This is a genomic window from Sphingomonas sp. JUb134 (assembly GCF_004341505.2).
In the GTDB taxonomy this organism is placed as follows: domain Bacteria; phylum Pseudomonadota; class Alphaproteobacteria; order Sphingomonadales; family Sphingomonadaceae; genus Sphingomonas.
Map to the genome: position 1 here is coordinate 287,594 of NZ_SLYP02000001.1, position 19,704 is coordinate 307,297.

Sequence of the window (19,704 nt, forward strand, 5' to 3'; positions counted from 1 at the left end):
CGAGAAAGCGAGGGCGCTCACGGGTAGGTGAGCCGGATGGTCGCGAACACCGTGCGCGGGCTGCCGTAGTAGTTGCCGCGCCCGGTGGAGGAGATGCGCGAATAATAGCTGCGGTCGAGCAGGTTGTTCGCGTTGATCGAGAAGGAAAGCTGGTCGTTGACCTTGTAGCCGGCACGCAGGTCGACCACCGCATAGGCGCCCTGGCGCACGACGGTGGAGATCGTCGGCTGTCCGTTCGCGCCGATGATCGACGGCGTGCCGCCGGAAGTCTCGCTGAACCACGTCAGCCCGCCGCCCACGCTGGCGCCCGCCAGCACCCCGTCTTGCGGGGCGTAGTTGGTGAAAACCTTGATCATGTGCTTCGGAATGATCGGCGTCAGCGACAGCCCCTCGAACTGCGGCTGGGTGTCCTCCAGATACTCGGTCTTGGTATAGGTATAGCCGCCGTTGATCCGCCAGCCGGGCAGAATTTCGCCAGTCGCCTCCGCCTCGATCCCGCGTGCGCGGACCTTGCCGATCTGCAGCACGATCGTCGGCTCGTCGGCGGGGTTGAACAGCCGGTTGCTCTGCGTGAGCTGATAGACCGCCGCCGAGAGCAGCAGGCGATTGTCCATCAGCGCCAGCTTGGTGCCGAGCTCATACTGGTCGCCGATCAGTGGCTTGACGGGTTCGCGATCCGGACGCGTGCGGCCGGCGGGCGCCGACTGCGGCGTGAAGCTGTCCGCATAGCTGCCGTAGATGTTGAGGTTCGGGGTGACGTCCCACACGATGCCCGCATAGGGCGTGAGCTGCGCATCCACACCCGTGGAGCGCGGCGCGGCCGGAGTGGGCAGCAGGGTCTCCGTCGTCTGCTCCCACCAGGTGAGGCGGCCGCCGCCGACCAGCGTCAGCCCCTCTACCGGCTGTAGCCGCATCTGGCCGTAGAGGCCGTATTGCTCGACGAGCGTGCTGGTGCCGCCATAGGATTGCAGGACGCAATTGACCGGCGCGGGCGTGATCGGCGTGCTGGTGGCCGGGCAGGTCGCATTGCTCCCCTGCACCGGGTAATAGGGCAGCGGGCCATAGGGGTTGAGCGGCGGTTCGGTCGGCGAGACCGGATCGAACACGTTGATGCGCGCATAGTTCGAAAGCCGCGTGAAATAGCTGTCATAATCTGACGCCTGATAATCGGCGCCCAGGATCAGCGTCTGCTCGCGCCCGAACAGGGGGAAGCTGCCGACGCCGTTCATGTCGAACGACCGCGTCTTGGCGAAATTGTCGCCGCGATAGGCGATGTGGCTGGTGTTGCCGCCGTTGGCAGGCGTCACAGCTTGGTTGCCGATGTAGCTGTAGACGTCGATCCGGTCGACGTCGGTCATCAGGCCGGTCGCGCGCAGCGTCCAGCGGTCGCTCACCCGGTGCGTCAGCTCGGCATAGGCGGTCCAGGTCTCCGAGCGGAAGCGGTTCCAGTCGGCGCCCAGATAGGTCGAGCGGTCGACATCGAGCAGGCGGCCCTCGCTGCCGTCGGCACCGCCGGCATAGCCCGGAAGCCCGGACTGGATCGCGGGTTTGAACCGGTCATAGCTCCCCCCGATCGTCAGGGTCGTCCGGTCGCCGATCTCGATCGCGGTGATGCCATAGAAGCCGAGCCGGTTGCGGTGCGCAACGTCGAAGAACTGGTCCTGGTCCTGCAGCATACCGCCGACGCGCACCCCGGCGCGGTCGCCGAGCGGGGCGGAAACGTCGAGCTCGAGCCGCAGATTGTCGTAGCTGCCGTAGCCGGCCGAGGCCTGGACCTTGAACGCTTCCAGCGGCCGCTTGCGCACCAGATTGATGCTGCCGGCCGGATTGCCCGATCCGCTGAACAGGCCGGCAGGCCCGCGCAGCACTTCCAGCCGGTCATAGGCGAACAGGTCCGGCACCACCCCCGGGAAGCCGAACGACAGCGTCGGCACGCCGTCGATCAGGTAGTTGGTGATCGCAAAGCCGCGCGACATGAAGGACGGGTCCTCGCTGCCGATGCCGGTGACGGTGATGCCGTTGGTCGCGGTCATCGCGTCCTCCAGCGTGAACAGGTTCTGCGCCTCGATCTGTTCCCGGTCGATGATCGTGACCGTGTTGGGCATGTCCTTCAGCGGAGTGACGGTCTTGCCGACCTCGCGGCCGTAGCTCTTGCCGACGACGACCACCTCGTCGCTGCTAGCGTCCTCCGACCGCACCTGCGAGCCGTCGGAAACGGGCGCCGCATGTGCAGTGGCTACGCCCAGGCAGGCGACGGCGACGCTCGACAACAGGCTCTTCGGCAAACGCATTCGGATCCCCCTTTGATGTTGCGGGGCCTCTAGCCGAAGGCAAGTTGCGAGTCACTAGCAGTATCAACAGAACGAGCGCTATTTCCCTTCGAGCAGCGCTGCGGCCAACCCGGCGGCGGCGCACAAAGCTCCGTTCCCGATCAGTAGCGGTAGCGGAGTTCCGCCTCCGAACCCGCCGCCACCGTCGGCGACCAGGTGCGGAGCCCGTCCGCTGCCACGGGAACGTCCCCCTCGATCTTCAGATCCACGTCGGCAGTGCCGACCTGTATCGGTATTTCCAGCGCCACGGGAAACGGATTGGCATTGGTCACGCGGATCCGCGCCTCGCCGGGCTTCTCTGCCAGCTGTTCGACCAGCACCTGCGTGCTGACGCCGGCTCCGATCCGGAAAGTTTCGCCCTCCGCCCGGTCGTCGAGCGCGCCCAGCCCCAGCAGCAAGGTTTCGCCCCCCTGCCGCTCGGCATAGGCCGCCGTGCTCCCGGACGGCAGGGCCAGGCCGAGGCCGGCTTCCTTACGGTTGCGCATCACCAGCACCACGGCAGTGGGCATGGGCGAGAGCGCCGTACCGATGGGGATCGGGCGCCGGTAGCGCCGTTCGAAGGGCACGCCCGTGCGCCCCAGCAGCGCGACCTGTTTCTGGGCACGGCCCTGAACCGTCACCGGTTCGGGCACGCGATAGAGTTTCAGGTCCCCCAAATCCTCGGGCGGTGGCGGCGGCGGCGGGGGTGGCGGCGGAGGAGGCGGGGCCGCCACAGGCAGCGGGGCATACACTCTGGCCAGCGCGGCCGTGACCACGATCTCCTCCGCCGGCTCGAACGCCTCGCTCCGTAAGTCCGACGTGGTGGTGCCGAGCGGATAGCAGGTCAGCGACAAGGCTCCCGCTTCTTCGGGGAGCGCGCGCACGGCCACCCGGTTCAGCCGACCGGCGACGGCGTTTACTTCGGCTTCGGCGAGCGATCCGGGGTTGCCGTTCGCCAGGGTAAGCCACGCAAAGAGATCAAGCGTGCGGCCATCCGCCGCGACCGTGGCGACATAGCTCGCGCGCCAGTCGAAGCCGGAGGCGAGGTAACTCAGCCGGACCGTCACCGTACGGGCCACAGGGGACACCGCGGCCACGCTCAGCACCGGCTTGTCCGTCAGCCCCGCGGGCGTACCGTCGAAGGAGAGCGCCTCCGGAAGCCCGGAGCAGCGTAGCGCCTCGATGCCTCCCGCGGTCTGGAGCACGACGCCCGGACGCGGCCCGGCAATCAGGGTTGCCTCCTCGCTTACGGTCCGCCCGGTAGCCCGGTTCGTGCGGGTGAGCGTCACCTGCCGACCGAGCGTGCCGTCGACCAGCGAGGCGGGGGACAGCAGGCCGGCATCGCGGTTTTTCTCCACGACACCTCCCGGAAGCCCCTCCACCACCGCGCTCACCGGGATGATGCCTTCGGCCACGCCTTCGAAACGGAGCGTTGCCGGCCCGCGCGGCAGCTTCACCCGCCGCGTCTCCGTCACCAGCGCGGAGCCCCCCAGATAGCGCAGGTTGATGCCGCCCCGGCCGAGGGGTGCGCGATAGACGGTCAGCCCGACATGGTCGGGCGCGCGCGAGGTCACGACGCGCTCCTGCGCCGCTGCCGGTCGCAGCAGCGCAAGCGCCACGATCATCGCGGCCAGAAATGTCGATGCGCGCATCAGTAGCGCGTGTCGAACGTCGCGGTGACCACCGCCTCCCCATTGGCGGGCACGGGCACCTGCCACACGGCCGCGCCGGCATCTTGCCGCTCGCTTGGCCGGCTCTCCTCGAGGATGCGGGTATCGGCCCAGCCCAGTCCAGCCTGAACCAGCTCCACCGTCACGGCGCGGGCGCGCGCATTGGTGAGGCGATAGCGCAGCTGGGTGCGCCAGCGATCCCCACTCAGGCGCGTGCGCGAAACCGTCGTCGGCTGCACCTTCACGTCGAACGCGTCGCCGGTGGGCAGCGCGATGGTCGAGCCCTGCGGGGTATGGTCGATCCGGTTTTCGCCCGTGAACTGCGGCTGGCCCCGTGCATCGCGGACATAGACGCGAACCGTTCCTGCCGGCAGCGCATCGCCGAGTCCGGCAGCCCCGGAGTTGGCGAAGTAGAGAACGCTCTGCGCGCTGCGCGGCTCGTTCGCGGTTCCGAGCCAGGGATTCTCGAAGCGATAGCCGGAGCGTGCGGCGACCCCCTTGCTGTCGAGGAAGCTGACCTGCTTGGTCTGCTTGTCCGCGATCGTCGTCCTTGCAGCCAGGGGATAGAGATAGAAGTCCCCAAGTTGCTCGCGCGCCGCCGATTCCGTGCCGGGCCGCACCTGTGTCCCGCGTCGCGGCCTAGGGGCATAGGCGTCCGGATTCTCCGCACTTCCGACATCGCCTGCCACCAGCAGCGTCTTCGCATTGTTGAAGGTCGTGCCGCTGGTGTTGCGCAGCGTCACCCAGCCCTGGACATCGACGGTGGGGCTCTTGTCGTCGAAGAGCGCGACATAGTCGGCGCTCCAGCCGAGGCCACGGCTGAGATAGGACAGTCGCGCCGGGCGGCTGCCCGCACGTTCGCTCGCCAGCGTGACGGAAAGCGTGGGCCGTGCGCGCAGGGACTCGGGCACCCGATCGAACACCGCGCGCACCGGCAGGCCGTCGTCGCGCAACACCTCCACGCGACCGCCGATCTCCAGCACGACGCCGCCGTTCACCGCCAGCACGCGCGCCCGCTCGCGCGTCTCCACTCCGGTGGCAGGGTTGGTGCGGACCAGGGTGATCGTCTCGCCGACCGCCTTTTCCATCAGGCTCGACGGGCTCAGCAGATCATAGTCGAAATTCTGCTCCACGATGGCTGCATCGGCGACGGAAAGCGAAACGGTCTCCGGCCGGATCTGCGCACTGACGTCGGGGAAGTCCTGCCGCACGCGCCGGCCCGGGAGATCGAGGACGCGCACGTCCTGCACCAGCGCCACGTCGTTGTTGTAGATAGTGACGGAAAGGTCGCCCTGCGCGCTTGCCGCACCAGGAGCGGCGGCGGGCGGCGGCAGGGCCTCCTGCGCCGCCAGGCCTGCCGGCCACGCCGTCATCAAAAGCAATATCCCGAGTGCCCGCATGTCGCCCCTCCCGTTGTTCGGGCAACATGCTCGGCCGCGGCTTCACAGGCAATGCGCCTTTGTGATTGCGCGTCAGCATCCGGGTTGATCGGTCACCTCGACGCTGGCGACGTCGACGAGCGCGCGCAGCTTCTCCAGGCTCGCCTCGGCGGGCGGCGCCGCACCTGCCAGCTCCAGACGGATCGCCATGCCGTCGTCCTCCATCGCCGCCGCCAGCGCCACGAACGGCAGTTCGTGGAGCGCAACGAGATTGACGACGCGCAGCAGCAGCGAGGTGGAGGCGGCGCCGGTGACCGTCACGCGCATCGCCCTTTCCCCTCAGGCCGCGAGCCTCGCCTTGTCGCAAGGCTGCCGCCCCTGGACGATCACCTCGCGCGCGAGCAATGCGGCCGCACGCGCGGGAGAAACCCGCTCCGCCTCCGCCAGGTCCAGCACCTCGCCCAGCCGCGTGGCGACGCCGTCGACGCGGGACGGCACCACCGCTTCGCTCCAGCCGAGATATTCGGCCGCCACGTTGATGATGCCGCCGGCGTTGACGACATAGTCGGGTGCGTAGAGCACGCCGCGCTTCGCCAGCAGCTCCCCCACCTCCGCCGAAGCCAGCTGGTTGTTGGCAGCACCGCACACCACCTTCGCCTGCAAGCTGGTTGCGGTCGCAACGTTCAGCACACCGCCCAGCGCACAGGGTGCAAAGACATCCGCCCGAACACCGGAGATCGCGCGGGAGGACACCAGGACCGCTCCGAAGCGGGTCGCCGCCCGCGCCGCCAGCTCCGATCGAGATTCCGCGATCACCAGCCGCGCACCGGCGGCGTGGAGCAGTTCGCACAGCGCCATGCCGACATGGCCGACGCCCTGCACCGCCACCGTCACCTCCGCCAGCGACTTGCCCAGCCGTCGCGCGACCGCCACCTCCATCGCCCGGAACACGCCGCGCGCGGTCCAGGGGGAAGGATCGCCGCCGGGCCGCTCGCCCTGCCGGGGCAGGCCGGCGACGTGGGCCGTCTGCCCTGCGACAACCGCCATGTCCTCGACGCTGGTGCCGGCATCCTCGGCCGTCACATAGCGCCCGTCGAGCGCTGCGACCGCGCGACCGAACGCCTCGAACAGCTGCGAGCGGCTGAACGGCGCCTCGGGGAGCATCAGCACGGCCTTGCCGCCTCCCAGCGGCAACCCGGCCAACGCGTTCTTCATCGTCATGCCGGCGGCGAGCCGAAGTGCATCCTCGCTCGCGGCCGCCTCGTCGGCATAGTGCCACAACCGGCAGCCGCCTGCTGCAGGCCCCAGCGCGGTGGAATGCAGGACGATGAAGCCCCGCAAGCCCGTCTGCGGGTCGTCGAGCCGGACTACGGCTTCCGGGGGCAGCAATTCATTCATGGCGGGACCTCATCTGTGATGCAGCGAAGCAATAGCTCCAACTGTCAGGGCGAACTGATCTTTGTTGACCGCAGCCTTTGCTGTACTCGCAAAGACTGACCGCTGTTTTCAGTTCTGGAGGATAGTTTGACCCAGCCGCTCGACGATGCCGAACGTCGTATCCTGCGCGTCCTTCAGGAGGACGCGAGCCTGCCCACCGCCGCAGTTGCAGAACGCGTGGGCCTCTCCCCCTCGCCGTGCTGGCGCCGGATCGACCGGCTGGAGCGGGATGGCATCATCCGCAAGCGCGTGGCGCTGCTCGACCGGCGCGCCATCGGGCTCAACGCGCACGTCTTTGCGCAAGTGAAGCTCAACGCCCATGGCCGCGCCCATCTCGACGAGTTCGCCGAGGCGATCCGCGCCTTTCCGGAGGTGCTGGAATGCTATGTCCTGATGGGCCCGGTCGATTTCCTGATGCGCGTCGTCGCCGAGGACATCGAGGCGTATGAACGCTTCTTCTTCGACAAGCTGTCGCGCGTACCCGGCGTGCAGGAGGTCGTCTCCACCGTCGCCCTGTCGGAGATCAAGTCGACGACCGTCCTGCCGGTGTGATGCCTCAATAGTTCAGGTTGTAGCTCATCAGCTTGCCCACCCAGGCGAGCCACAGCACCCCGATCAGGGCGGCGGCGATCAGGATCGCGCGCAGCCGCTCGCCCCAGCCACGTCCCGGCTGCCAGGTCACTACCGCGTTCCACACGCCCAGCATGGCTCCCAGGACGGGAACGATCCCCGCGATCTGGAGCGCGCGAATGGTCGCGTCCATGCCGTTGTTATAGACCTCGACCTGCAGCTTCAGGATCGGCGCAAGCACCGTGTACCAGCCGACGAGGTACATGAGGTCGGCCAGCGCCGCGAGCTGCACCAGCCGGTGGGCGAGCCTCGCCCGGCCCGCCAGCAGATTGGCTGCACCACAGCGGCGGCGGATCCAGGCCGACGCCGGCCAGGCGAGCACCGTCGCCAGCAGCACCAGCAGCGAGAACGCCGCGATCACCATGTTGAACACCGGGTTGCGCGATAACGGTGTCGCCTGCAGGATTTCGACCGGGTTGTGGCTATCAAGGATTGCGCGACGCCCGTTCACCTCCGACACCTGCAGCATCCGGGTGCCGTCCACCTCCCGCCACCGGCCCTGCGCGATTTCCCGGAACTTCTGCTCCGGCGCGGACGTCAGGCTGATCGTGCCATCCGGATTCGCGATCACCTGGGTCTGCTGGACGAGGTAGAAGAGACCGATAAAGCCGCTCTCGACCCGTCGAGAGCCCTCGTAATAGCCCGCAAGCGCTGCAGCATCGGCCGCCGCGCCAGCAATGGCCGGAGGATTGGTGACGCGGGGCGCCGGGAAATAGCGGTCCAGGAACAGCTGGAACAAGCGCTCCCGCGCGCCATACACCGCCTCATTCTCTCCACGGCTGTTGAAGCTGGCATAGAAGCCGACCCCTCGCTGCGGCAGCAGGTTGAAATCGGTGTGGAACACGATGGTGTCGCCGCCGTGGCCGATCACCAGCCGCCCGTTGCGCTGACCCCAGAAAAAGCCGTACGCGAGGGTATCGAACCCGGGCTGCGGCGGGACTGCTGGCGTGTGCATCAGCCGCGCCGTCTCCGGTCGCAGGATCTGGGTGTCGCCGAACCGCCCGTCCTGCAGATGCGCGATCATGAAATTGCCCATGTCCGCGCCCGTGGTGCTCGCGGAACCCGCTGGCGCAGTTCCTACCAGCTCGAACGGCACCGGCGGCATGTCGCTTTGGGGATAGCCCTTGGACATCAGCGGGGCGAACGCCCGGGGCAGCGGCTGGCGGAAGGTCGTGTGGCCCATGCGCAGCGGCGCCAGGATATGCTGCTCGACATAGGCGTCATAGGATTGGCCCGAGACCCGCTGGACGATGTAGCCGGCAAGCGCGGTGCCATAGTTGGAATAGGCCGGTGCCTCACCCGCGACGAACAGCTGCGGGCGCAGGTTTTCCTTGAGGTAGCGTTCCGTCGTCTTCCACTTGGCGGGATCGGTCGCCATCAGGTCCTTCAGCCCCTCTTCGAACCCGCCGCGGTGACGCATCAGGTCGTTCAGGGTGATCGCCCGGCCGCCCTTGGGCTCGATCCGGAAATCCAGGTAGCGGTTGACGTCGGCGTTCAGGTCGAGCTTGCCCGATTCCACCAGCTGCATCACCGCGGTCCAGGTGAACAGCTTGGAGGTGGAGCCGATCCGCATCAGCGTGCGGTCGACGTCCATCGGCTTCTTGGCCGCCACGTCGGCATAGCCATAACCCTTCTTGAAGAGCACCTGGCCGTCCTTGACCACCACCACTTGCGCACCGGCGATCTTGCCTCCCTCCAGCGTGGTCGGAAGGAAGCCGTCCAGCCACGTGCCCACGTCGTTCGCGGTCAGCGCGGCGGCGGCAGCCCCGGCCGGCTGGGCCGAGGCGGTCGCGGCGGCTGGCACAGCCGGCGCCGCCGGCTGCGGCGCGACGACCATTTCGTTCTGGGCAACCGCCGCCGTTGCGGCAAGCGCGCAGGCAATGCCCACCAACCAACGTCGCATCATGGCCGCTCTCCCTCGGGCACGAAGTCCAGGTCCTTGTAATCGAAGCTGAAGTCGGCGATCGGCGACACGGGCTTGGCGGTTACCCGCGCCACCTTGCCGTCCGCGTCCAGTGCAAAGGTCAGATAGGCCGGCTCGATCGCCGGATCGTCGAAGCGCGCTACGAAGCTGTCGTACTGGTAATGCTCCAGTCGGCCCGTCATCCCGGGCGTCGTCGTGAAGTCGACCGTCAGCCCCTTTGCATCCGATCGCACCGCCAGCGCGCCGTACCAGGGATCGACATAGCGCCCGGCATAGCGCGCTACCGGCAGCGACGGGCCGACCTTGGCGGGCGTCGCCGCCTGCTCGCGCACCACCGCCTCGGCCCCTGCGATCCGGTTGCGCTTGAACGCGGCGAACCGGGCGGGCCAATCCTGCTTTGGCAGCCCCAGATAATGGTCGAGGAGTTCGTACATGAGGCCATAGCGGGGCTCGATCTCCTCGCTGTTGATGGCGATGGCAAAGCCGACCTTCTTCTCCGGGATCAACACGACGACGGTCGTGAAGCCGAAGAGGCCGCCCGCATGCCAGATCACCTTGGCGCCATGGTAGTCGCGAACATCCCATCCCAGCGCGTAGGATTGGTAGCTGGGGGTGATGCCGGCGACCGGCTCCGGATAGGGCTCGATCGGCATTGGCGTGACCGGCGTCCACATCTCCTTGGCCGCCGCTTCGCTGAACAGTCGCCCCTTGCCTCCGGGCAGCGCGCCCCCCGCCAGCTGGATCTGCAACCAGCGCGCCATGTCGTTGGCGCCCGCCGCCATCAGCCCCGCGGGGGCGCCCGCCTGTCCCAGCCGGTCGCGCTCGTCTAGCACGCGGACCGGACCGGTGCCGCGCACCGAGCCGCCAAAGCGCGCGTGCGGCTGCGCCCGGTCCGGCACGGACAACTGCCGCGCCATCTCGGCGGTCGCATTCGGAAAGCCGCCGGGCCGGAACACATGCTCGCGCATATAGTCCTCCCAGCTTTGCCCGCTGACAGCCTCGATCACCGCACCCGCAACGATGTAGAGGATGTTGTCATAGGCATAGCCGGAGCGGAAACTGGTCGCCGGCTTCAGATAGCGCAGCCGCCGCACCACCTCGGCCCGCGACAGCTTGCCCCGCGGCACCAGCAACAGGTCGCCCGCGCCCAGGCCCAGGCCGCTGCGATGGACCAGCAGGTCGCGCACCGTCATCTCGCGCGTGACCCCGGGGATCGTACATCTGGAAGCCCGGCAGGTGGTCGATGACCTTGTCGTCCCAACCGACCTTACCGGCATCGACCAGGGTCGCCAGCGCGGCCACCGTAAACGCCTTGCCGGTCGAGCCGATCATGAACAGCGTGTCGGCGTCGACCTTTGGCGCCGCCCCTTGCCTGCGCACGCCATAGCCCCTGGCGAGCACGACCTTCCCGTCCTCGACGATCGCGATCGAGATGCCGGGCGTCTCACTGGCGATGCGGATGGATTCTACGCGTGCGTCGAACCCGGCGGGCGGGTCGGCCAGCGCCGGCGCCCCGGCCAGCAGCAGCGGCAGGGCGAGGAGGCAGCGCTTCATCATGGCGTCTCCGGCTGAATCGCCGGGCCCGCGACGCGGCGCAGCGCCACCATCACGAGCAGCGGCAGGACGTAGAGGAGGATCAGGATCCAGGCGAGCGCGCGATAGCCCGAGGCGATCAGCGCCACGAGGCCGATGCGCTCGGCGATCAGCATGCACGGCACCAGCAGCGCCAGCGCCGCAAGCGCGCGGACGGCGGGGCGCAGCACTATCCGCCCCGCGCTTGCATGGGCGATCCGTTCGTTGACGGCGTGCACCGCGCCGCTGCCGCTTTCCAGCAGCGCCGCAAAGATCATGCCCTGAAACAGCAGATGGAAGGCGGGGTGGCCGAGCCGGACCAGCATGTGGTCGGACGGCAGCACCGCGCTTGCGATGTCGGGCAGGAATGCTGTCATGCTGACGAAGAACAACAGCGCCGGCAGCATCGCCAGCGGGGCTGCGATCATCCCGGCGACCACCGCGTCGCGGCCTGACCGGAAATGCCGCGTCACTGGCAGCACGATCACCGCACCTACGACGTTGTAGCCGGCGTAGGTGATACCCCCCAGCGCCCAGTCGCCCGATGGTGCGGGCGCGCTCGCAAAAGCCGCGACGATGCGGTCGCCGACACCGGTCAGCGCCAGCAGCAGGAAGGCTGCATAGGTTGCGTAGAGCAGCACCGAGACCCAGACGAACACCCGCTCGACCCCGGCATTGCCCCAGGCGACGCAGGCGACGATCCCGACCATCAGCGCAAGCGTTCCCGCAAACGGCGGCGCCCCCAGCGTGGCGTCGGCGATCGCCCCCGCCGCGGCCCCGAAAACGGCGAGGATCAGGACGATGAACACCAGGTACGCCGCCTCGAACGCCACCCATCCGCGCCCGAGCAGCGCCTGGAAGAAGGTACGATAATCGCGCGCGCCGATCTTGTGGGCGAGGTGAAAGGTCGCGGCCGCCACCGCCGCCCAGATGAGCGTCGCCAGCAGCATTGCCGCGAGGCCGCCCCAAGGGCCCGCCGGCAGGAAGAACTCGGCGATCTCGCGGCCGGTCGCATAGCCGCCGCCGATCACCACCGCCTTGAATGCGAGCCCCGGCAGCACGAACCGGTGAAACCGGTCGGCCGCGACAGGGCTCAGCCCTGGCATGCGTCGAGCAGCCGTTCGAAGGCGTCACCGCCCCGGATCGGATCCGCCGCCGGCAGCCCCAGCCGCGCGCCCGTATCGGCGATGACATCGACCGCCTCTTGCTCGGTCATGCCGCCGGTGTTGAGGCTGATCCCGACGCAGCGGATTGCGGGGTTGGTCAGCCGCCCCACCAGCACCGTCTGTTCGATCACCGCCTCGATCGGCGGCACTGAATAGCCTGGCGTTCCCAGGATGCCCTGCCGGCCGGGCTGATGGCAGACCACGAACTCGTCAGGCTGGCTGCCGTGGAGCAGGGCCAACGACACCGCGGCATAGGCGGGATGGAACAGTGATCCCTGCCCCTCGATCACGTCGAGATGATCGGGCGCGGCATCCGGGCTCAGCAGCTCGGCAGCACCTGCGGCGAAATCCGCGATCACCGCGTCGATCGCGATCCCTCGGCCGGCAATCATGATTCCGGTCTGTCCGCTCGCGCGAAAGGTCGCATCGATACCGCGCGCGGTCAGCCCACGTGCGATCGCCAGGGCGGTGTATTTCTTGCCCAGCGCACAATCGGTGCCGACCGTCAGCAAGCGCCGGCCCGAACGCTTGCGCCCGGTCGCGATCGGCAGATTTGCCGGTGGCACGCGCAGGTCGTGCAGGCGCACGCCGTGCTTGATCGCCGCTTCACGCAACGCATCGATCTCGCTCAGCCGACGATGCATGCCGGCCACCAGGTCGAGCCCAGCCTCGATCGCCCCCAGCAGCTCCGGCATCCAGCCCGGCGGGATCACCCCGCCCTGGTTGGCCACCCCAATCACCATTGCCCGCGCGCCGCGCGCCGCCGCCTCTGCCGGCGTCAGCCGCTCCAGCCCCGTGGTGACGGTCGCGGTCGGCAGCGCATGTTCGCCGATGCAGCGATCGCCGGCCCAGTCCCGCAGGCCGAAGGCGGTCTTGGCAAAGCCCGGTTCGGTGACATCGCCCAGGAACAGCAGATAGGGCGCTGGCAGCGCATGCACCCCGCTGACGGTCGGGGAAACGGCAGGCCCGGCGTCCGTCACGACCTCAGAACCCTGCGCCGAGCGTCACGCCCACGCTTCGCGGCCGGATCACCCCGGTGCCCACCGCGCCGAAGGGATAGTTGCCCTGCCCCGTCACGCTGGTCTTGCCCTCGGAGTCGGTCACGTTCTTGGCATAAGCTTCGACCGAGAAGCGGTCGAACTCGATGCCGGCGCGCAGGTCGACCACGGCATAGGAGGGGATCCGGAATTGCCGACCCGTCGCCGCCACGAACTCGGGGCTGTAGGGGCCGGACTGGTCTCCCAGGAAACGCAACGAAGCGCCGACATAGGGCTTGGCGCCGCTCCCCATGTCCCAGTCGTAATCGACGTTGGCGGACACGGCGACCTTGGGTGTGTAGGGTAGCTGGTCCCCCTTTCGCCCGCCGACGATCGCAAGATCCGTATCCTCCTGCAGCTTGGCATCAGTGTAGGCGCCGTTCAGCGACACCACGAAGCCGCGGGTCGGCCGCAGGATCGTGGTGAACTCGACACCGTCACTCTTCGCCTTGCCGCCATTGGCGTTGATGCCGAAGTCTTCCACCTGTGCAAACAGCTGGATGTCCTTCCAGTCGATGTGGAAGGCCGCGACATCGATGCTGAAGCTGCGGTCGGCCGTCTCCGCCTTGAACCCGACTTCGTAGCTGATGAGCGAATCGGAGTCATAGGTGTTAATCCCGGTCGGCGCGTTGGGCGGTACGATGTTCGGGCCGCCCGGGCGGAAGCCCTTGGCCACGCGGGCGTAGAGGGAGGCGCTCTGACCGAGCTTGAACTTGGGTGCGACCGACCAGGTGAACACATCCTCCTTGGACGCGGATTCGAGTGCCGGCGGCGCGAGCAACCCGGTACCGCCCTGGTCCGCGTCCTGGTCGTTGTGGCTGTACCGACCGCCCAGCGTCAGGTCGAAGCGGGGTCCGAAGTGGATCGTGCCGTTCGCAAAGCCGGCGAACTCCTCATAGCGCGACCGCGTCCCGCCATCGAACAGCTGCGGCACGCCGTCGAAGATCGTGAAGGTGCCCTGCTCGTACACATCGATCCGCTGGAGGATCTCACCCTTTTCATGGTTGTAGTACCCGCCGACCAGCCACTCGAAGGTGTCGCTCGCGGGCGAGGACAAGCGCACTTCCTGGGTGAAGCGTTCGGTGTTCGTCTGCTGAACCAGGCCGATATCCGCGAGCGGCCCCGTGGCATCGTCATACAGGCCCAGCTGGCTACCGTAGGAGACGGTGAGGTCGTCGCGCAGCGATTGCTTGAGCGTGCTATAGCTCGTGGACGATGTGAGCGTCGCGAAGCCCAGGTCGACATCGAAGGCGCCATTGTAGAGGCGATAGGCGATGTCGGTGTACTCCGGCACATATTGCGACTGGCTCTGGCGGCCATAGAGGGTGCGGAGCGTCGCCGGATCGCTCTCCACCAGGTTGCCGGCATCGGTGTTTAGGTTCTGGAGGATTGCCGTCAGGCGGATCTGGAAGCTCTCGTTCGGCTTGAACAGAGCCGACACGCGCCCGCCGTAGCTCTTCGAGTCATTGATGTTCTTTTGAACGTCCGACCCGCCCGTGCCGATCGAATCCACATAACCGCCATAGTCGCGATAGAAGCCGGAGGCGCGCACCGCCATCTTGTCCGAGAGCGGCACATTGACCACTGCGGATCCCATGTAGGAGAGATCGCCGCCCTCCACCGTCTCGACAGAGGCGCGGCCGCGGGCCTCGACGGCGTCCAGGTGCGGCGGGGTGGTAACGAACTTCAGAACGCCGCCCAGCGAGCTCGCCCCGTACAGTGTCCCCTGGGGGCCACGCAGCACCTCCACCCGCTCGACATCGAAGGTGTCGAACTCGCCCGCCAAGATTGCGGCGTTCACTTGACCGCTGGACGATCCGAACGGCGTTTCGTCGACATAGGTGGCGACCGTTGCGGCCACGCCGCCGGTGTTGATGCCCCGCAGCACGATCCGCGACTCGCCGGGATTGCTCTGCTCCAGCTGCAGTCCCGGCACCAGCTTCGCATAGTCTTGGAAACTGAACGCCTGCTGCCGCTCCAACGTCTCGCCGCCGACGACCGAGACGGACTGGGGCACGTCGATCAGTACCTGCGGGCGCTTCTGCGCGGTGACGACGACGTCCTCAATCGGCACATTGTCCTGGGCGCGAGGGGTCGCGCCAGATTGCTCCGCCGCCGTCGCACCCGGAGTGTTCGCCATCGACTGGGCCGATGCGCCGCTTGCGAGGAACAGCGCGGCCAGTGCGCTGGAGATCGAGCAGGCCAAGACCGTCTTCTTCATCGCCACCCCCGCGCAGCATTCATGCTATAGCAGAAACTATTGTCCTAATCAGAGAATAGTCAACCTGATTATACGTTCTGATCTTCGCGCGTGCGCCGCTGCTCCATTAGATCGAGCGCGCACAACATCAGCGCCGCGAGCCCTGCCAGCCCTGCCAGCAGGAGGAAGAAGGCCGCGTGGCTCGTCCGGCTCCAAAGCGTCCCTACCAGGCCGGCTGCAAGGCTTCCGGCGAAGGTTGCGAGGTACCAGGCCGCTACCGTCGTTGCGCCGAGTCCAGCCGGCGCCAGCCGCGCGAACAGCCCGAGGCCGGTCGGCAGGATGTAGAGTTCGCCGAGCGTCAGCAGGACAAAGAACAGCACCAGCCAAGCCCAATGGGTCTGTCCGCCGATGCCCTCCAGTGCGGCGAGCAGCAGATAGGCGCCACCCACTACCAGTGCCCCGGTCGCCATCTTGCGCGCCGGCCGCGCTACGCGCCCGCGCTCTGCACGCTGCCGCCAGAAGACGAGCAGCGGAGGCGTCATCACCATCACCAGCAGCGGGTTGAGCGCCTGGAACCAGGTCATCGGAATGACACTGCCGCCCGCGCGGCGATCGACGCCGACATCGGCCCACAGCGCGACCGTGTTGCCGACCTGCTCATAGGCGCTGCGGAACACCGTCACCGACAGGCCGATCGCCAGCAGCAGCACCGCTGTCTCACGCGGGAAGCGCACCCGCGGCGCTGCACTGCGCTCGACCGCTGGGCGGCGCGCCTGCTCGGGGAGGTAGCGCTGTCCCCATAGATAGATCGCCAGCCCTCCGACCATGCCGATCCCGGCTGCGCCGAACCCCCAGTGCCAGCCATAGAGCTCCCCCAGCGTCCCGCAGATCAGCGGCGCCAGAAAGCCGCCGATGTTCACGCCGACATAATAGACGTTGTAGGCCCAGCTCACGCGCGGATCGCCGGGCTTGTAGAGGTCGTCGATCTGGCTGGGCAGGCTCGGCAGGAACAGCCCGTTGCCGATCGCAATGGTGGCGAGCGCCGGGTAGAACAGCGGTTCGAACGCCATCATGAAATGTCCGGCGGCCATGATCGAGCCGCCCAGAATGATCGCGCGCCGCTTGCCCAGGAGGCGGTCGGCGATCACTCCGCCCACGATCGGCGTGAAATAGGCGCAGGCGGTGTAGGTGCCATAGACGATCGACGCGGTGCCCTGCGCCATCATCAGCTGCTTGGTCATGTAGTAGACCAGCAGCGCGCGCATGCCGTAGTAGGAGAATTGCTCCCACATGTTCGTCAGGAACAGGATTGTCAGCCCGCGCGGCTGGCCGAACCAGGCGCGGGGCTCGCTCATGCCGTGACCGTCCTGGGCGCGCCCCAAACCTCGGGCCCGGCGTAGAGCGTGCCGTCGCGGTAGGTGACTGCCGGTGCGCGGTCCGCCGCCAGGAAAGTGGGGCCATCCAGGTCGACCAGGTCCGCAAGCTGCCCCAGTATGAACCCGGGCGCCGTCGCAAGGCTGGTACCGATCATGGTACCCACCATTACGCCCAGCCCCAGCCGCCGTGCCTCGGCCACCATCAGCAGGCCTTCGGTAAGGCCTCCGCACTTGTCGAGCTTGATGTTGACCACGTCGAAGCGGCCCTTGGCGGGGCCGACGTCTTCGAGCGACAACAGGCTCTCGTCTCCGGCGATTGGGATCGGCGAGCGAAACCCCTCCAGTTCTGCCTCCCGGCCCCGCGCGAGCGGCTGTTCGAGCAGGGAGACGCGATAGGCGCCCAGACCCGCGACCAGCGCCTCGAGATCGGCCGCGACGAACCCCTGGTTGCCGTCGACACCCAGCCACACGTCGGGCCGCGCGGCCCGGATCGCGGCGACGCGGGTGAGATCCAGGTCGAGGTCGCCGGTCAGCTTGACCTTGATCGAGACGGCCTGCGCATAGCCTCTCGCCACCGCCGCCATCGCCTCGGGCGTGTCGGCACTGATCGTAAAGGTGGTGACGATCGGCTTGGGCTCCGACCCGAGCCCCGCGAGCGCCCACACCGGCCGGCCGGTACGCTGCGCCTCCAGCTCCCAAAGCGCTGAGTCGATCGCGTTGCGCGCGCCGCCCGGCGGCAGGATCGCGCGCAGTTCCTCGCGCGTCGGCCCCACTTCGATCGCCGTCCGCGCTTCCTCGATCGCCGCCCGCATATGGGCGAGATCGTCGCCGAGGTAATAGACGCCCGCTGCCTCTCCGCGCCCCTGGTAGACTCCATCATCGAGCGTCACCACCAGCACGTCCGCGGTGTCGAACACATAGCCCGCGATCCGGAAGGGCTGAGCCAGCCGCAACGTGTCGGTTGCCACGGAGAGGCGAAGCGCACCCATCAGTAGTTCACCGTCATCGCCAGCAGCCCGAACGCCCAGGCGACGTAGAGCACCACCACGGTCGCGAGCAGCACCAGCAGGCTCCAGAGCTTGCGTGCCCAGCCGCGCCCGTCGCGCCAGGTGAGCCAGGCATTCCAGCCGGCAATGCCGACGGCGCCGACGAACACGATCGCCCCGGCGATCTGCAGCAGCCACAGCACGCCGTTCGTGCGGTCGGAAAGCAGCGAGATCCTGCTGAACGCCTGGATTACGAAGATCGTCCAGCCAGCAAGCACCAGCAGGTCGGCCAGCGCCATGATCCGCGTCGCGCGATAGGCCTTCAGCGCCGCCCCATGCACTCCGATCGGCGTTTTGTAGCGGCGCCGCAGGAACCAGGTTGCCGGCCAGTAGAGCGCGGTCAGCAGCAGGATGACGAGGCTCGCATACAGGACCGGCTTCAGCCATGCCGCCGACAGGGAAGCCGGCACGCGGTCGAACACCATGAAGGGCGCGACCAGGTCGAAGCTCCAGCGCACGACCTTGCCGTCCACCACCTTGGCGGCGAGCCGGTCATGCCCGTTGACGTCGCGCCAGACGAACGGCGCGATCTCCTCCCAGCGCTGCACTGCGCCGCCGGGCCCGGTGAGAGCAGGCACCACCAGCCGCCCCTCGCCGTCGACGGTGACCTCGCTCTGTCCGAACAGGTTCAGGATTGCAGGGAAGGCGGATTCCGAGTGGCGACTGTTCTGCCAATGGCCAACCATCATCCGCGCATGCTCGGCTGCAGTCCGGGCATCCACCCGTCCGTCGCGGCCGCTTGCGGGAAAGTAGCGGTCGGCGAAATCCTGGAACAACTGGCCGCGGATGACGTGCGCCGCTCCCTCCCGTCCGGCGCTGTTGAACGAGACGTAGAAGCCGACATGCTCCGCCCGGAACAGGTGCAGCGAGGTGTGGAAGTTGTTGGTGTCGCCCAGGTGCGCGATCACGTCGCGCCCGTTGATGTTGGTTTCGAAGAAACCGAGCTCCATGCGGTTGAGCGGCGGGATCAGCGAGGCTGGATCGACGCGATCGAGCGGACTGTCGTGCATCGTCGCCGCGGTCGCCGGGCCCAGGATGCCGCGGCCGCTTTCCAGATGCGCGATCATGAACTTGGCCATGTCTAGGCCGGACGCGGACAGCGAGCCCGCCGGACCTGGCACCACGATCTCGAACGGCTGTGCAGGTTCCGAGGCGCGCGGATAGCCGACCGCCATCAGCGGCGCGAGCTTGCCCGGCAGCGGCTGGCGGAAGGTCGCGGTGCGCATGTCGAGCGGCGCGAAGATGCGCTGCTCGACATAGGTGTCGAACGGCACGCCCGACACCCGCTCGACGATGTAGCCCGCCAGCGCCGTCGCCCAATTGGAATAGGCAGGCGTCGTGCCCGCATCGAAGATGCGGCGCGGCGTCCAGCGCTTGAGGTACCCACCCAGCGACTGCACGTCCTTGGGATCCTCAAGGATCAGGTCCTTCATCGCCTCTTCGAAGCCGGCGGTGTGGGTCATGATCTGGCGCAGCGTCACGGGCTTGCCGTTGCGCGCGGGGATGCGGAAATCGAGATAGGCGTTGACGTCGCGGTCGAGCTCGAGCCTCCCCGCCTCCACCTGCTGCATCACCGCCGTCCAGGTCACCAGCTTCGACACCGATCCCGGGCGGAACAGCGTGCGCGCGGGGTCCACCGGCTGGCGTTTCGCGATATCGGCATAGCCATAACCGCGCGCTGCGATCACCTGCCCGTCCTTTACCACCGTCACCACCGCCCCGGCGATGTCGCCGCTGTGCAGGGCGTAGGGCAGATAGCCGTCGAGCCAGCCGTCGAGGTCAGCGGCGGTCAGCGCGCGGGCTCCATTCCCCCCCGGAGCCACCGTCGGCAGTTCGGGCGCGGCGATCGCTGGCGCGGGTGTAAGCGGCGGCGCATCCGGCGCCTGGGCAAGCGAAACACCTCCGACCAGCGCGGCCATCGCCGCAACCATAGCCACCAGTCTGTTGATGCGCATCGC

General features: G+C 67.9%; 15 protein-coding genes. 1 reads left to right on the forward strand and 14 read right to left on the reverse strand.

From position 1 onward, the window contains the following. Positions 1-17 precede the first annotated feature (17 nt). The 5 genes from EDF69_RS01250 to EDF69_RS01270 all read right to left on the reverse strand — a co-directional run bounded on the left by EDF69_RS01250 (position 18) and on the right by EDF69_RS01270 (position 6,756). Entirely contained in the window at positions 18-2,291 is a 2,274-nt protein-coding gene (locus EDF69_RS01250; protein WP_132883372.1) for a TonB-dependent siderophore receptor, read from the reverse strand. Positions 2,292-2,431: 140 nt separating this feature from the next. Further along, positions 2,432-3,961 (reverse strand): DUF4139 domain-containing protein, encoded by a 1,530-nt coding sequence (locus EDF69_RS01255; RefSeq protein WP_132883373.1) that lies wholly within the window; start codon positions 3,959-3,961, stop codon positions 2,432-2,434. Beyond that, positions 3,961-5,379: a DUF4139 domain-containing protein gene (locus EDF69_RS01260; protein WP_132883374.1), complete on the reverse strand. Its 1,419-nt coding sequence runs from the start codon at positions 5,377-5,379 to the stop codon at positions 3,961-3,963. The genes EDF69_RS01255 and EDF69_RS01260 overlap by 1 nt, the downstream gene beginning before the upstream one ends. A gap of 72 nt (positions 5,380-5,451) precedes the next feature. Next, entirely contained in the window at positions 5,452-5,685 is a 234-nt protein-coding gene (locus tag EDF69_RS01265) for a hypothetical protein (RefSeq protein ID WP_132883375.1), read from the reverse strand. 12 nt (positions 5,686-5,697) lie between these two features. Next, a complete protein-coding gene (locus EDF69_RS01270; protein ID WP_132883376.1) occupies positions 5,698-6,756 on the reverse strand; it encodes a Glu/Leu/Phe/Val family dehydrogenase in 1,059 nt (352 codons plus the stop codon). Between the two features lie 126 nt (positions 6,757-6,882). Here EDF69_RS01270 and EDF69_RS01275 point away from each other — a divergent pair, with 126 nt between their 5' ends. After that, positions 6,883-7,347 (forward strand): Lrp/AsnC family transcriptional regulator, encoded by a 465-nt coding sequence (locus tag EDF69_RS01275; protein WP_132883377.1) that lies wholly within the window; start codon positions 6,883-6,885, stop codon positions 7,345-7,347. A 4-nt stretch (positions 7,348-7,351) separates the two neighbouring features. On the opposite strand, the gene EDF69_RS01280 is transcribed toward EDF69_RS01275, so the two are convergent. The 9 genes from EDF69_RS01280 to EDF69_RS01315 form a co-directional block, all read right to left on the reverse strand. Continuing rightward, positions 7,352-9,331: a serine hydrolase domain-containing protein gene (locus tag EDF69_RS01280; protein WP_132883378.1), complete on the reverse strand. Its 1,980-nt coding sequence runs from the start codon at positions 9,329-9,331 to the stop codon at positions 7,352-7,354. Then, on the reverse strand, positions 9,328-10,500 hold the full coding sequence (locus tag EDF69_RS01285) for a serine hydrolase (RefSeq protein WP_339538690.1): 1,173 nt from the start codon (positions 10,498-10,500) through the stop codon (positions 9,328-9,330). The genes EDF69_RS01280 and EDF69_RS01285 overlap by 4 nt, the downstream gene beginning before the upstream one ends. Further along, positions 10,385-10,906 carry a serine hydrolase domain-containing protein gene (locus tag EDF69_RS19855; RefSeq protein WP_339537566.1) on the reverse strand — a complete coding sequence of 174 codons (522 nt, stop codon included), beginning with the start codon at positions 10,904-10,906 and terminating at the stop codon, positions 10,385-10,387. Before EDF69_RS19855 ends, EDF69_RS01285 begins: the two co-directional genes overlap by 116 nt. Beyond that, entirely contained in the window at positions 10,903-12,027 is a 1,125-nt protein-coding gene (locus tag EDF69_RS01290; protein WP_132883379.1) for a hypothetical protein, read from the reverse strand. Before EDF69_RS01290 ends, EDF69_RS19855 begins: the two co-directional genes overlap by 4 nt. Continuing rightward, entirely contained in the window at positions 12,015-13,067 is a 1,053-nt protein-coding gene (locus EDF69_RS01295; RefSeq protein WP_204991285.1) for a DUF1611 domain-containing protein, read from the reverse strand. Before EDF69_RS01295 ends, EDF69_RS01290 begins: the two co-directional genes overlap by 13 nt. Positions 13,068-13,071: 4 nt before the next feature. Further along, positions 13,072-15,345, reverse strand: coding sequence for a TonB-dependent receptor (locus EDF69_RS01300; RefSeq protein ID WP_132883380.1), 2,274 nt, complete (start codon positions 15,343-15,345; stop codon positions 13,072-13,074). Between the two features lie 68 nt (positions 15,346-15,413). Beyond that, positions 15,414-16,679, reverse strand: coding sequence for a peptide MFS transporter (locus tag EDF69_RS01305; RefSeq protein ID WP_132883381.1), 1,266 nt, complete (start codon positions 16,677-16,679; stop codon positions 15,414-15,416). Then, positions 16,676-17,689: a dipeptide epimerase gene (locus tag EDF69_RS01310; RefSeq protein WP_132883382.1), complete on the reverse strand. Its 1,014-nt coding sequence runs from the start codon at positions 17,687-17,689 to the stop codon at positions 16,676-16,678. The genes EDF69_RS01305 and EDF69_RS01310 overlap by 4 nt, the downstream gene beginning before the upstream one ends. Continuing rightward, the gene (locus tag EDF69_RS01315) at positions 17,689-19,701 is read right to left on the reverse strand and encodes a serine hydrolase domain-containing protein (protein WP_132883383.1); all 2,013 of its coding nucleotides are present in this window, start codon (positions 19,699-19,701) and stop codon (positions 17,689-17,691) included. Before EDF69_RS01315 ends, EDF69_RS01310 begins: the two co-directional genes overlap by 1 nt. Positions 19,702-19,704: the final 3 nt, after the last annotated feature.